Raw genomic sequence first — 13,444 nt, 5'->3', positions numbered from 1 at the left:
ATTAGGTGTTAATAAAGCGGAATATTCGCATAACCCTGGGCTTGATAACCCGTTAAGGAAACAAAGGTATTGCCCACGGCTTTTAAGCCGTCTAACAAGTTATCATTTTTGATATTAAATAAACGTGTCGCAACAGAGCAGACTTCAACACGCGCACCCTGCTCCTGTAAATCAGCCAACTGGCTTGCGATCTTATCCAAATGTCCAAACTCAGCCAAATCCACATTTTCCCGATCTTTTGAGACCAGCTTGACAGATAAGCCCCGGAAAGCCAGGATGACATCGGGCTTAACACCCTGACGTTTTAAATCATCAATCGTTTCACGAACCACCATAAGGTAAAGCGTCAATTTTTTGGCATCTTTGATATTCACATCAAAAATAACCTTACCTTCGCTGACCCCTTTTAAGGCCATCGCATCATCGGGCTTTTCAGCAGCTTGCATGACTGCGCTGAACAATAATAACAATGGCCCAACCAATAAGAGAGAAAAAGATTTCATTATCATATACTCCTGAGTTTAAGAACGAATATTCGTTCGGTTTTAAGTGCAAAAAAAACTAAACGTGTACGGCGCGCCAGCCACATGCCAGCGTTTCTTCCAGATAATCTGCTAACGGTGCTTCTAATACGCCATCCAAGTGTAAAATCATTATCCTCAAAGCACCGGCAAATAAGGCCGTGGTTGCAACCCAGGCCTCCATTTGGCGCACTTCACCATTTTGCATCCCCTCTTCCAGCACTTGTCGCATCAGCCGGAAGGGGCGTGATGAACAAATCGGGGGTTCATCTGGCAGATATTCCTGGTGTTTGGCGGATAAAATAAACTGCATGGTTTTCGGTTCATCCAAAGCCATTTGGAATAAGAAACGCACAATTTCCCGGTAGCGTTGCTGACAATTTGTCTCACGCACCAGAATCTGTTGAATGTCAGTTTCCATGCGTAATAACAGATTCACATAAAGGGACTTTGCCAGCTCTTCTTTATTTTTAAAATGGTGATAAATCGCTCCAATACTGACATCTGCCGCTTTACGGATATCTTGTAATGAGGTATTAAAATAGCCTCGTTCAGAAAATAATTCCAAAGCAGTTTGCAGGACTTTTTCCTGTAAGGCCTCGCCTCTAGGTCGTTGTCGTTGTTTGTGGCTTGCTTGCATGACTGCATGTTACAGAATGAACGTTCGGTTCACAAGGAATATTCTAAACCAATACACTTTTATTAAAAAAATAAGCACTTACGTATAACTACCTGATTCCAGGAAGATAAGGTTATTGCACTTTACAAACAATCACTTAATTCATTTATTAGCTTATTTTTAAGTATTAATTATTCTTCAAATAAGTAGAATTACGGATTTTTTTTAGTATATTTTTTGATTATGATATACCCCAGTTCCCAGACAGGATGTCAGGGCAAAGTAAAAAACCTTGCACAGGTTTTTTACCGTGTTTTTCAGTTGCTGCGATATTCGTCCCCGTTTTAGCAGCACTGAAAAATGCAATTTGAGCTGGATTGCTTTTCGTCTTTAAGCAGAGATCAGGATGATCGAAGACGTTCAGGAGCGATAACTGTTTTTAGACAAGTCGTTGCCATGCCTCCCTTGTTTTGGCAACGAATTGGTGCAACCTCGTATGGTGGTTTGGCGCGACGCCCGTCGCGCCTTTTTTTTGTCTCCCAATAGTACTTCCTAAGTTTCAAAGCGTGATTGGCATGAAAGAGCACAAGCTATTCATTACCGGTAACAGTCAGGGGCTAGGTCACGCATTAAGCAAAGCTTATCTGGATTTAGGCTGGCAGGTTTATGGTTGCAGCCGTCAAGGTTGCGATATATCACAGCCTGCATTGCATGATATACGCTGTGACCTTAGTATTTTTGAACAGATCCCCGCCACGCTGGATACGCTGCTGACAGATATCAATGCATTGGATTTGGTGATACTCAACGCGGGCATACTGGGTAAAATTCAGGATTTGCACAAAACACCACTGGCTGATATGCAACCAGTCATGGATATCAATCTGTGGGCGAACAAGGTGATTCTGGATTATTTCCATCAGCGCGCCCTGCCAATTAAACAAATTATCGCCATCTCATCTGGTGCCGCAGTGTCTGGCAGTCGTGGCTGGAATGCCTACGCTTTATCTAAAGCCAGTCTGAATATGTTGATGAATCTTTATGCACATGAATTACCAGATACCCATCTGTGCGCGATTGCCCCCGGCCTGATTGACTCGCAGATGATGGATTATTTATGCGTGGAACCCGATCCCGAACAATACCCTGCCTTGCAACGCATACGCGCAGCACGCGGTACTGAGGTCATGCCTGAGCCGGATGATGCTGCCCAGCGTATTTTACGGGTCGTCAGTACCTTGAGAAATTACCCCAGCGGAAGTTATGTGGATATTCGCCAAATTCTGGCACCGGAGGAATACACGCAGTTTCAGGATGGTTGCCGCAGCTCATAAAAATAGGTAATCAAGCGTATTCAAGCATGAAAAAAATACTGGGCGTGGGGATTGCCACTTTAGACATTATTAATCGTGTTGCTGATTATCCAGTGGAGAACAGTGAAATACGCATTTTATCTCAGGATATTAGGCGCGGCGGCAATGCCACCAATACCTTAACCATTTTAAGCCAACTCGGTCAGCAATGTGATTGGGCGGGGGTTTATGTGCAAGAATCAGATGGCCTGAGAATTTTGCAGGAACTGGAGCGCTGGCACATTAATTACAGCGCGTGCCGGGTATTAAGCCAAGGTAAAATGCCGGTGTCTTATGTCACCTTAAATACCCGTAATGGCTCACGCAGTATTCAGCATTACCGGGATTTGCCCGAATTTGATTTTGCCAGCTTTCAGAAAATCGATTTAAGTCAGTTTGATTGGTTGCACTTTGAGGGGCGTAACGTGCTGGAAACACTCAAGATGCTCCAGTTTGCGCGGCAACAGTTCCCGCAAATTCCGCTATCGCTGGAAATTGAAAAACCCCGGGATAACATTGAACAATTATTTCCACTGCCTGATGTCTTGTTTTTTTCCAAACAATTTGCCTTGGCACAAGGTGCGCAACAAGCAACAGAATTTTTGCAGCAGCAACGCGAGCAAAGTCCGCAGGCTATATTAAGCTGCGCCTGGGGTTCACAAGGCGCGTGGGGACTGCAACCCGATTCAGAAACGCCCTATCATGCACACGCTCACCCACCGGAACGGTTGGTGGATACTTTAGGTGCGGGTGACACCTTCAACGCCGCGATGATTGATGCTTTATTAAGACAGCAAAGCCTCCCCGCCGCCCTGGAATTTGCCTGTGCCACTGCGGGGAAAAAATGTGGTTTGGATGGGTGCAGGATTTATAAGAAAGACTGATTGCACGCCATTGCATGGATATATTTGTTTTGCAATCTGGGTCTAAACATTGACACGCTTATGTAAACCCAATAGCCTATAACTACCCACTTAGGAGCGAGAATTTTATAACTTCAGCAACCTGGCTGGTCTTTTTCTCCATTTTCTGCGTTCCGAAAACAGTTACATAGCTTGCTATGCGCCTGTTTTCACGCCTTGAAAATGAATAAAAATCTTGCGCCCAGTTTCTGTATTTATTTCATCCTCACGCCTAAGTTAACAAACAAAATATGAAAGAAGAAATTTATATCAGTACCGACATCGAAGCTGATGGCCCTATCCCTGGGCCATATTCCATGCTCAGTTTTGCTTCTGCCGCATTTACTGCTGACAAAAGAATGCATGGTACTTTTGAGGCAAATTTGGAAACCCTTCCAGGCGCAACAGAACACCCCGATACTATGACATGGTGGCAGTCTCAACCCGTCGCTTGGCAAGCGTGTCGCAGCAATTTACAGCCTCCAGATGTCGCTATGCAAAAATACCTGAACTGGCTGCAAGCTCTTCCTGGTAAACCTGTATTTGTTGGCTATCCTGCTGCTTATGACTTTATGTTTGTATATTGGTACTTGATCAACTTTACTGGTGAAAGACCTTTTTCCCATGCCGCGCTGGATATTAAAACGCTGGCGATGGCCTTGCTGAAAAGCTCATATAGAGGAAGTTCTAAGCGGAATATGCCAAAACATTGGTTTGATAAAAATTTAAAACATACGCATAAAGCCCTGGATGATGCCATTGAACAAGGTATTTTGTTTTGTAATATTTGGCAGGAAATTAGGGCGAAGAAGAAATAAGCCCACTTTCGGATTTTTTATTACCGTGCCTCCTAGTATTTATAGTCTTTGATAAAGAGGATACATAAACCCATGTCCATGCCTGGTAGTTTTGGTCAACAACTCCTGCAAGCCCTGTCCCAACGTCAACTGGCTGAATTATTAGATGTGCTGTTTAGGCAGCAATCCATTCAAAACGCTGATTGGCTGGCGCAGCTTGAAGACGATACGCTCATGGCGCTACAACAACTGTTATCACCACCGGAAGTAACAGTCGCACCATCCATCCATTCAAACCAGCCACGTGTATTCAAATGAGAAACTAGAGCAAAAATGGAAAGCAGTATGGGCGCAATGGAATGATATTATTAATGAAGTCGGCGATGAGGACGGTGAATACATTAGTCAGGAAGAGGACTGGGAGCCACCTTATTTTGATGGGGAAGAACTGACAGCCGATTTGGAAACCGTGGCACTGGATATTTTTCCACTACTGGAACCTATTTATGCTTTGGGCATTGAAGATGAAAACCTGTTTTTTAATGCTTTGGAGGAATTGGGAGATGCGATACGAAGTTATCCAGAGTGGATGGGAATGGAATACGTTGACCCCTGCTACCTGGAAAGACAAACCAGTCATTGTATGTTTCAGTGGCTTTACCTGTGTGCCAAAGACGATGCTCAACCCACAGCGTTTTTATTGGAAAGCCTTGTGGCGCTAGAGGATGTCACACCTCAGGTCAATTGGCATAATGACAGCCTGATTGAATTTTTCGATAAGCAAACAGAAGCGATGCAACGTGCAGTTTTTGCTTATTTTCAGCAAAATCATGAAACAACGGAATGGCAATCACGCCTGAATTCCAAATACAATGCCTGGTCATTGATTTATCAAAATTATGCCAAGCGTTTCGATAAGGTCAGTCATTTACAACATTGTCGCCAGTTGCTCAAGCAGGACTGGACGCAAGGCCGTCCGCTGATTGACGCAGCCCTCGCCCAAGGCAATGACACGGAAGCAGAAAAGCTGTTGCAGCAGACCTTAAATGTGTATCTGGGCAGAGCTGATAAATCAACTTCGTGGCAAAAAGAAAAAGTGTTATTTCTGGAGCAGACTGGATATCGTGAGTATATACCCGCTATCTATGATTTGCTGGTAGATTGGCAAAAAGTTACCAAGCGCCTGGGTAAATCCAAAGACAGTCAAACGCTGCAACTGCAAACCTGCATTTACCAACAGCCTTATGATATAGCCGCCATAAAAGTGACGTATCAGGCCGTACATTCAACATTGGGTAATATTGCCGAAACGCTGTTCAAGCAATGGCAAACTTATTTACTGGTAGAAATGCAGCCACAGCATTATAGATTTAGCACACCGTCAAATCATCTGGAACCAGAACAGACTTGGTCGTTTCAGTTGTTATCAGCGGCGCTGGAAGCAGACAAGGTATCAGTTTTTATTCCCTATATGCGTAACTGGCTTCAGACATTACAGGATAATGCCCAAAAATTTCAGCAGGAAACCACTTATGTAGCCCTGTTGACCATTGATATGGCAAATTTAGGTTTTTGGAACCATACCGAATTGCTGAAAGTCATTCAGATGCGTTATGGTGATTACGATGGTTCGGGTAAGGCAGGCACGCTGCGCCGCCAGTGTCTGGCGCAATTTCAGGTGGAACAATTCCAGGAAGATTTGGAGCAGCTCTGGCGAGTGCATATTCTGCTGATCGCGCCCAATCCAGGAGCTGTCACCAATGGCAGATATAGCGAACACGCGCAATGGCTACACGCGCTTAAAACATTTGAACCAGCAGCACATGATAAATTATTGAGCACATGGAAAAACCAATATAAAAACCGGCGCAATTTGTGGAAAGCCATAGGCTGATGCTGGCATTAGCAGCCGGAAAAGAGCATACTACGCGCCAGATTTTGCCATTGACATTAAACAATGTTCAAGATTGAACGTCTCCACCAAAAGACACGTTATAATAGGCCTACAACATCATAATCAACGATCAAACAACGCAGCCTGCATGTTATGGCAATCAAATATCATCGCGTTTGCAGAAAAACGAAAGCGATGCAATTTAATATGAAAAATACTATGAAAACACTCTTTTCTTTATCCCGTTTTGGGCTGTTGGCTTTACTTGCGCTTGCGACCTTGAGCGCTTGCAGCCATCCACGGGAAAAATACAGCGCACCCAAAACCGCAGAAGAACTGGCGCAGACCCAAATGCCAGGCAGCCCGGCGCTGGAAAAAAACCGGCCCACCATTGCTGATTTACCCATCCCGGAACAACCAAATCCCTCGCCAAATATCAACCGTAATGGCAGTCTGCCCAATATCAGTCATTATCAGGAGCAGCAGCCACGTTTGCCTCATGCTCCCGCCTCGGAAAATGTGGTGGAGCTGAATATGGAGCAAATTGAGCTGCGTGCGCTGCTGGAATTGATTGCCGATACCATGAACATCAGCATTGTGCTGGACCCTTCCATCAGCGGTAAAATCACCATCCGCACCGCGCCGGGAAAACCGCTGAAACAAGCGGATTTATGGCCGTTGTTGCAGTTATTGATGAGTGAAAACAGCATCACCATTGAGCAGCGTGGTCAGGTGTATTATCTGAAAAAACAGGAAAACCTGTTGCCAGTGGAAATCGGCAGCGCCTCTTCCAGCTTGACTAACAGCAGCACCCCGGAAGTGCTGCAAATTACGCCACTGCGTTTTATTTCCATGGATTCTGGGCTGGCAGCCTTAAAACCACTGGTTGAACCGCATGGACGTTTAATCACCCTGGATAATCTGAATCTCATGGGGATTATCACCAGCCCCAATCGCCTCAGAAAAATTAATCGTTTATTAAGTCTGATTGATGCCGATCCCTTTGCCCATCGTGGTATGCAGTTGTTTCGCCTGAACAATGCCAAGGCCTCGGAAATCAAGCAGGATCTGGATAATGTGTTAAAAGCGGTTGAAGGCAAAATGCCAGCTTATGAAAGCATTGCCTTGGAGCGGATTAACGCCCTGCTGGTGGTAGCGCCGCCAAGACGGGGTTTTGAACAGGTGGCGCGTTGGATTCAGATTCTGGACGAAGAAAATGAAGCCGGTGGCGAGCAGGTGTTTATTTATCATGTACGCAACCTGAAAGCGGCGGATTTGGCAGGTACCTTAAGTGAAGTATTCCAACTCGATAATGAAGAACAGAAAAAACGCCAGCGCCAGAAAACTGAAAAAGCTAAAACACCTCAAAAGACAGCCAATAAACAAGTAAAATCCACGCCTGCCACAAAAGCCGTTAAAAAAACAACGTCTGTGGCTGCGGTGTCAGCGGAGTTGAATGTTACGATAGTGGCAGATGAAAGCACCAACAGTCTTTTGATTCGCTCCACGCCCAGAGATTATCGCCAGTTATTAAATACTATAGCCTTGCTGGATGCCGTACCGCAGGAAGTGATGATCAATGTGGTGGTTGCAGAAGTTGAACTCACTAATGAACATAAGTTTGGCATAGACTGGAGTGCCTTGTTTGGCAATGCTTTGTCAGTGGGTATTGAGGTACCGGGACTATCGGGAGCCAGCACAGATGCGGGTGTGATAGGTAGTAGCAGCGGTGGGATCAGTATCGGTTTTCTGGGTAAGGATATTTCTGCCTTATTAACCGCATTGGATGGGGAAGGTCAGGTGGAATTATTATCCCGGCCTTCTTTGCTGGTGCGCAATAATGAAGAAGCTTCGATTAATGTCGGTTCCGATGAACCGGTGATTACCCGCAGCAATACCACCACCGGCACCACCATCGGCAACCCTACCACTTCCAATGAAGTGCAATATCGCAAAACCGGGATTATCCTTAAAGTCACGCCGCATATTAATAAAGATGGCATTATTAATATGGAAATCCGTCAAGAGGTTTCCACGCCGGGGCCTGCGCGTACAGAACAGCAACTGCCGTCATTTAACGAGCGAGTGATTGAAACCTCGCTGGTGGTACGTGATGGCAGCGCCATTGTTATGGGTGGTTTGATTCAGACGCTGTGGACCAATGGTTTTACCGGCACACCTTATCTTCAGGATGTGCCAATTATGGGCGGCTTGTTCCGCACGGATTCCGTGAAACGCGAGCGTCGGGAACTGGTGATTTTTATCATGCCGCAGATTATCTATCCGGAAGCGGATAACCGTGAATATGTACGCCGTTTCAGAGATCGCATGAAAGGGGTTAAGGCACTGATGGAAAACGATTCCACGCCGATATTCTTTGACCGGCAGCAGATGCCACCCCCCGTTGTTCCAGAAAAAACGGCTGCAACAGAAGTGGGGTCTTAAATCTGATGACTGCCCGCTTATCGCTTGCTCTGGCTTATAGTGCGATTTTACTGTTACCGGCTGCTGTTGCCGTGGCTGAAGATGGCACAGAAAACACTGGCAAAGGCAATGCACCGGTTTGCCGGGCTATTGATAGCTATATACCCAAGCGCCCGGACTTAAAAGAAGCCATGCCTTATTCCGGTTTTTTATATCTTAATGCCAATCAGGCGGACATTGTTCCCCTTCCCATTACAGCATTAGAGAAAAAACCAAGCCATAATAAAAGCATTATGCAACTCAAAAATGGCAGCAATGTTGCGCATGAATATATTTTCAGTGGTGATGTTTTGCTGGAACGTGAAGGCACCTTATTACGTGCTGACAGAGTCAGTTACCGGGATCAGGAAGATAGCGCCATTGCCAGCGGTGATGTCACTATCTGGGGTGAAAATTTTGTCAGTCGCAGTGACAGGATGGAATTGCAAGGCAATGAAACCGGCACCGGCTATCAGATTGAATACTGGCTGCCACAAAGACAGGGGCACGGCAGCGCAAGCATGATGCAACGCCAGCAGAAATCACAATTACATCTGGAAAATATGCGCTACACCACTTGCCAGCCAAAAAATGAATTCTGGTCATTAAGCAGCAGTACTGCCGACTTGGATTTTGATAAAAACCAGGGCCGCGCCAGCAATGTGGTGTTTCGGATTAAAGACGTACCAGTGTTATATGTGCCCTGGCTGCGTTTCCCCATCAGTGATGATCGCCAAAGCGGTTTACTGATCCCGGATATTGGCAACTCCAACAGTCGGGGCCTGGAATTCAGCCTGCCTTATTACTGGAATATTGCACCTAACTATGATGCAACCATTGCCCCGCGCTTTATGAGCAAGCGCGGCCTGATGCTGGAAGGTGAATTTCGTTACCTCACGCAGAAATCTGCCGGTAAACTACAGGCTGCGATATTACCCTCTGATAGAAAAGAAGACGCACAATCCAAGCGTTATCAAATTCAGTTAAATCATCTCAGTCGTTTCACAGCGCGAAGCTATGCTGATATTCATTACAATGAAGTATCCGATAATCATTATCTGGAAGATTTTGGCAACACTTTGGAGTTATCCAGCATCACGCATCTGGAGCAACGCGCTGATTTAGGTTACATGGGGACTTGGTATAGCGTGCTGGGACGCGTGCAGTCCTTTCAAACCCTGTTATCAGAACCCGCATCACGGCCTTATAAACGCCTGCCACAAGTCTTGTTTGCCACCCAGTTGCCAGCCTTGAACCGCAAGCTGCACCCCAGCCTGAATGCGGAATATGTATATTTTGATCGCAATACCGATATCATCACTGGCGCAATCGGGCATCGCATAGACAGCACTGCGGCAATTGATTACCCCATCCGTAAATCCTGGGGTTATGTGATTCCTAAAATCGGCTTGCGTTACACCCATTACGATCTCAAGCAAGTTCCTAATCATGACGGTGGGCTGTATCAGGACTCGCGCCTGTTATATGATGTCAGCATGGACAGCGGCCTATATCTGGAGCGCCCGCTATCCTGGTTTTCCAAAAACATGATCCAAACTTTGGAGCCACGCTTATTCTATTTATACCGCCCCTATAAAGATCAAAGCGCGCTGCCGGTATTTGACAGCGCAGCCTATGAATTCAGTTTTGGACAATTGTTCCGGGATAACCGTTTTGCCGGCACGGATCGGGTCAGTGATGAAAATCGCCTGAGTTTTGCCCTGAGCAGCCGTTTATTATCACCGGAAACCGGTAAAGAATGGATGCATCTGAGTATTGGGCAGATGATTTATTTTGCCAATCGCAGAGTGACCTTACCGGGCGTGGCAACGCAAACCCGCAACAGCTCCAATCTGTTGACACAGTTTTCCTGGTCGATTAACGACAACTGGCAAACTATTCACGACTTGGACTGGGACCCGGATGCACAAAGAACCCAGAAATATTACGGTCATTTGCGTTATCATAAGGGCAAAAAAGTTGTCAACCTGGGCTATCGGCTTAATAATGAAATCAGCAATGCCTTAGAGCAAACGGATGTTTCCGTATTCTGGCCGATTAACCGCCAATGGAATGCTGTTGGACGCTGGAATTATTCTCTTAAAGGCCGCACCACACTGGAAGCCTTTGCAGGTTTGGAATATCACAGTTGCTGTTGGGCGCTGCGGGTTGTGGGTCGGCGTTATCTAAAGAACACGGAAAATGAATACACCAGCAGCGTATTTTTACAACTGGAACTGAAAGGGCTGGCGGGTCTGGGTAAAAGTGCTTCGGCATTTTTACAACGCTCAATACCCGGATTTGAAGACACCGAATTTGCAAGTCATTAACAGGAAATAGCATGAAACAATCAGTAAATACATTGATGACACCGATCTTATCGTTCCCCATCGCTGTCATCAGCAGTTTATTTGTTTTATTTTCTCTGGCGCAGGCCGCAGCAGAAAATACAAATTCTGATGAGCGCCTGGACTGGATTGTCGCTGTTGTTAACGATGAAGTGATTACGCATACTGCGCTGGAGAAAGAAACTCAAAACATTATCCAGCAACTACGCCAACAGGGTACTGGCATTCCACCGATGGATGCGCTGCAAAGTCAGGTGTTAGAGCGCATGATCCTTGAACAACTGCAATTGCAACTGGCTGAAAAAAACGGTATCCGTGTTGGGGACAATGAACTCAATGATGCCCTGCGCAATGTTGCAACACAAAATCAACTCTCTCTGGCCTCATTTCGCAATCAGCTTGAACAACAAGGCGTACCCTATACTGAATTTCGCGATGAAGTCCGCAAAGAACTGACCTTGCGTAATTTGCAACAACGTCAGGTACAAACCCGGGTGACGGTGACGGAACGCGATATTGATAATTTGCTCACCAACCTCAATCGTCAAGGTGGCACCCGTCAGGAATACCATCTGTTACATATTCTTATTGCCTTGCCGGAAGCGGCTTCCCCGGAAGACATTGCCGACAAAAAAGCCCACGCGCAACAAGTATTGGAACAATTGCGCAATGGCGCGGATTTTCGTAAAATCTCTGTGACCTATTCAGATAGCCGACGCGCCCTGGAAGGCGGCGATCTGGGCTGGCGACGTGGTAATGAGTTGCCCGGTTTATTTGCTGATACTGTGACTGATATGGAAGCGGGCGACATCAGCGAACTATTGCATAATGCCAGTGGTTTTCATATCGTTAAGCTGGAAGCCAAACGCAGCGGCAATCAAAGCATTATCACCCAGACCCACGCACGCCATATGCTGCTCAAAACTAATGAAGTGGTTTCTGATGACAATGCCGAGCAACGCCTGCGCAACCTTCAGGAACGCGTGCGCGAAGGCCAGTCTTTTGAAGACCTGGCAAAAGCTCATTCTGACGATACTGCATCAGCAGCCAAGGGTGGAGATTTAGGCTGGGTCAGCCCTGGGCAAATGGTGCCGGAATTTGAAGAACAAATGCAAACCCTCAGTGTGGGAGATATCAGCCCGCCCTTTAAATCCCGCTATGGCTGGCATATTATTCAGGTTTTGGAGCGTCGCCAACACGACAACAGCGAACAAGCCCTGCGCAGTAAAGCCAGCACCATCATCCGCCAGCGCAAAGGTGAAGAAGAACTACAAAACTGGCTGCGGCAGTTGCGTGATGAAGCTTATGTAGACCTGCGCCTGTAGGATGGGCAAAGCTACTGGCATCCCATATGAACAGCGAACCGGAAAACACAGCCCCAGCAAGCGAAGAGGCAAACACTGAAGCGGAAGCCTATATCGAATATCACGATAATGGTCAGGTCAGCGAGCGTTGCCCGATGAAAAACGGAAAGCTGCACGGTGAGCTGCAAAGCTATGATGAAAGCGGGCAGTTATTACAAGCCATCCCTTTCCGCGATGGCGTGATCAGTGGCGAGTTAATACTCTATGAGCAGGAAAAAACCCTGCAAAGTTCCCAGTTTCGCCACGGTAAACTCAACGGCATGACCCTGATCTATGATGAAACCGGTAAGCTGGCGCAAATGCTGCCATTTCAGGATGAAAAAATAGAAGGTGAGGCTAATTTCTACGAGGAAGGGAAACTGGTTTCCAGTCTGATGTATCAAAATGGTCAACAGCAGGGAGCCACCCATTATTATCATGAAAACGGGCAGCCCAAGGGCATACTGGAATATGAACAAGGCAAGCAGCACGGGGAAGAGCGCTGGTATGATGACAGCGGCAGACTGCTGAAAAAATCCACCTTCATTGACGGCAAAAAAAATGGCCCGAGCATGGATTATTATGAAGATGGCATGTTGCGCATGTTAATCAATTATAAAGATGGCAAGGAAGAAGGCGAAGCCGTTACTTATTTTCCCAACGGTAATATTTTCAAAGTTGTACACTTTGCAGATGGGCAAGCCTATAATGAAGTAGAATATGACCACAAAGGCAATCAAAAAAAACCGGAGAAGTAAACCCGTTATGACGGAAACTGCGGCAGAACAAAATGACATGCAACGTGTCAAAATTAATCAGGAAACTGCTAAAATTGCCTGGTTGGAATTGCAGCGGTTTTTTGCCAATGGCAGCTTGATTGCCGTTACAGAGGAACTGGATCTGGTTGAGGTTGCCTTACATTTCTCCAATGATAATAAAGCGCCCATAAACACCTGGATGCAAGCCGGGAAATTAGGCAAGGTATCGGATCAACAGGCGCAAAACTGGCTTGCTGCAAACACCGTATTTTGGAGCGTTGTCATCAAACCCTGGGTGCTGATACAACCTGTTGTAAATAATACTAAACAACCACCCGCTAAAAGACGGGTGGGTTAGAGCATTTGGCGGCTGAAAGCCGAGATACAGGGCGGACAAGCCCTGTTGTTTAGCCCCAACGGGGCGCATTAATATAGCCAAGGGCAACG

The 13,444-nt window shown here is 46.2% G+C and carries 12 protein-coding genes; 10 read left to right on the top strand and 2 right to left on the bottom strand.

What is annotated here, in order from left to right; genetic code table 11:
- Positions 1-8: 8 nt before the first annotated feature.
- Entirely contained in the window at positions 9-503 is a 495-nt protein-coding gene (locus tag QUF61_RS15455) for a DsrE family protein (protein ID WP_103922472.1), read from the bottom strand.
- 58 nt (positions 504-561) lie between these two features.
- On the bottom strand, positions 562-1,161 hold the full coding sequence (locus QUF61_RS15450) for a TetR/AcrR family transcriptional regulator (RefSeq protein WP_289682511.1): 600 nt from the start codon (positions 1,159-1,161) through the stop codon (positions 562-564).
- Between the two features lie 554 nt (positions 1,162-1,715).
- Here QUF61_RS15450 and QUF61_RS15445 point away from each other — a divergent pair.
- The 10 genes from QUF61_RS15445 (at position 1,716) to QUF61_RS15400 (ending at position 13,355) form a co-directional block, all read left to right on the top strand.
- On the top strand, positions 1,716-2,474 hold the full coding sequence (locus QUF61_RS15445) for an SDR family NAD(P)-dependent oxidoreductase (protein ID WP_103922470.1): 759 nt from the start codon (positions 1,716-1,718) through the stop codon (positions 2,472-2,474).
- Between the two features lie 26 nt (positions 2,475-2,500).
- Positions 2,501-3,376: a PfkB family carbohydrate kinase gene (locus QUF61_RS15440; RefSeq protein WP_103922469.1), complete on the top strand. Its 876-nt coding sequence runs from the start codon at positions 2,501-2,503 to the stop codon at positions 3,374-3,376.
- Between the two features lie 269 nt (positions 3,377-3,645).
- Positions 3,646-4,212: a 3'-5' exoribonuclease domain-containing protein gene (locus QUF61_RS15435; protein WP_289682510.1), complete on the top strand. Its 567-nt coding sequence runs from the start codon at positions 3,646-3,648 to the stop codon at positions 4,210-4,212.
- 72 nt (positions 4,213-4,284) lie between these two features.
- Positions 4,285-4,509 (top strand): hypothetical protein, encoded by a 225-nt coding sequence (locus QUF61_RS15430; protein ID WP_289682509.1) that lies wholly within the window; start codon positions 4,285-4,287, stop codon positions 4,507-4,509.
- Positions 4,496-6,085 (top strand): hypothetical protein, encoded by a 1,590-nt coding sequence (locus tag QUF61_RS15425; RefSeq protein ID WP_289682508.1) that lies wholly within the window; start codon positions 4,496-4,498, stop codon positions 6,083-6,085. Before QUF61_RS15430 ends, QUF61_RS15425 begins: the two co-directional genes overlap by 14 nt.
- 219 nt (positions 6,086-6,304) lie before the next feature.
- A complete protein-coding gene (gene gspD / locus QUF61_RS15420) occupies positions 6,305-8,530 on the top strand; it encodes a type II secretion system secretin GspD (RefSeq protein WP_289682507.1) in 2,226 nt (741 codons plus the stop codon).
- A gap of 5 nt (positions 8,531-8,535) precedes the next feature.
- Positions 8,536-10,878, top strand: coding sequence for an LPS-assembly protein LptD (locus QUF61_RS15415; RefSeq protein ID WP_103922465.1), 2,343 nt, complete (start codon positions 8,536-8,538; stop codon positions 10,876-10,878).
- Positions 10,879-10,889: 11 nt separating this feature from the next.
- Entirely contained in the window at positions 10,890-12,221 is a 1,332-nt protein-coding gene (locus tag QUF61_RS15410; protein ID WP_286019598.1) for a peptidylprolyl isomerase, read from the top strand.
- Between the two features lie 26 nt (positions 12,222-12,247).
- Entirely contained in the window at positions 12,248-12,997 is a 750-nt protein-coding gene (locus QUF61_RS15405) for a toxin-antitoxin system YwqK family antitoxin (RefSeq protein WP_103922464.1), read from the top strand.
- 7 nt (positions 12,998-13,004) lie between these two features.
- Positions 13,005-13,355: a DUF2288 domain-containing protein gene (locus QUF61_RS15400; protein ID WP_289682506.1), complete on the top strand. Its 351-nt coding sequence runs from the start codon at positions 13,005-13,007 to the stop codon at positions 13,353-13,355.
- The last annotated feature ends 89 nt before the right edge of the window (positions 13,356-13,444 follow it).

Origin of the sequence: Candidatus Venteria ishoeyi, from assembly GCF_030378065.1 — a bacterium.
Classification (GTDB): Bacteria; Pseudomonadota; Gammaproteobacteria; order Beggiatoales; family Beggiatoaceae; genus Venteria; species Venteria ishoeyi.
This window is presented reverse-complemented; position numbering and strand designations above follow the sequence as displayed.

Coding starts and splice junctions, on each gene's coding strand:
- QUF61_RS15455 (WP_103922472.1), bottom strand. CDS start 503: ATGAAATCTTTTTCTCTCTTATTGGTTGGGCCATTGTTATTATTGTTC.
- QUF61_RS15450 (WP_289682511.1), bottom strand. CDS start 1,161: ATGCAAGCAAGCCACAAACAACGACAACGACCTAGAGGCGAGGCCTTA.
- QUF61_RS15445 (WP_103922470.1), top strand. CDS start 1,716: ATGAAAGAGCACAAGCTATTCATTACCGGTAACAGTCAGGGGCTAGGT.
- QUF61_RS15440 (WP_103922469.1), top strand. CDS start 2,501: ATGAAAAAAATACTGGGCGTGGGGATTGCCACTTTAGACATTATTAAT.
- QUF61_RS15435 (WP_289682510.1), top strand. CDS start 3,646: ATGAAAGAAGAAATTTATATCAGTACCGACATCGAAGCTGATGGCCCT.
- QUF61_RS15430 (WP_289682509.1), top strand. CDS start 4,285: ATGTCCATGCCTGGTAGTTTTGGTCAACAACTCCTGCAAGCCCTGTCC.
- gspD (WP_289682507.1), top strand. CDS start 6,305: ATGAAAACACTCTTTTCTTTATCCCGTTTTGGGCTGTTGGCTTTACTT.
- QUF61_RS15415 (WP_103922465.1), top strand. CDS start 8,536: ATGACTGCCCGCTTATCGCTTGCTCTGGCTTATAGTGCGATTTTACTG.
- QUF61_RS15410 (WP_286019598.1), top strand. CDS start 10,890: ATGAAACAATCAGTAAATACATTGATGACACCGATCTTATCGTTCCCC.
- QUF61_RS15405 (WP_103922464.1), top strand. CDS start 12,248: ATGAACAGCGAACCGGAAAACACAGCCCCAGCAAGCGAAGAGGCAAAC.
- QUF61_RS15400 (WP_289682506.1), top strand. CDS start 13,005: ATGACGGAAACTGCGGCAGAACAAAATGACATGCAACGTGTCAAAATT.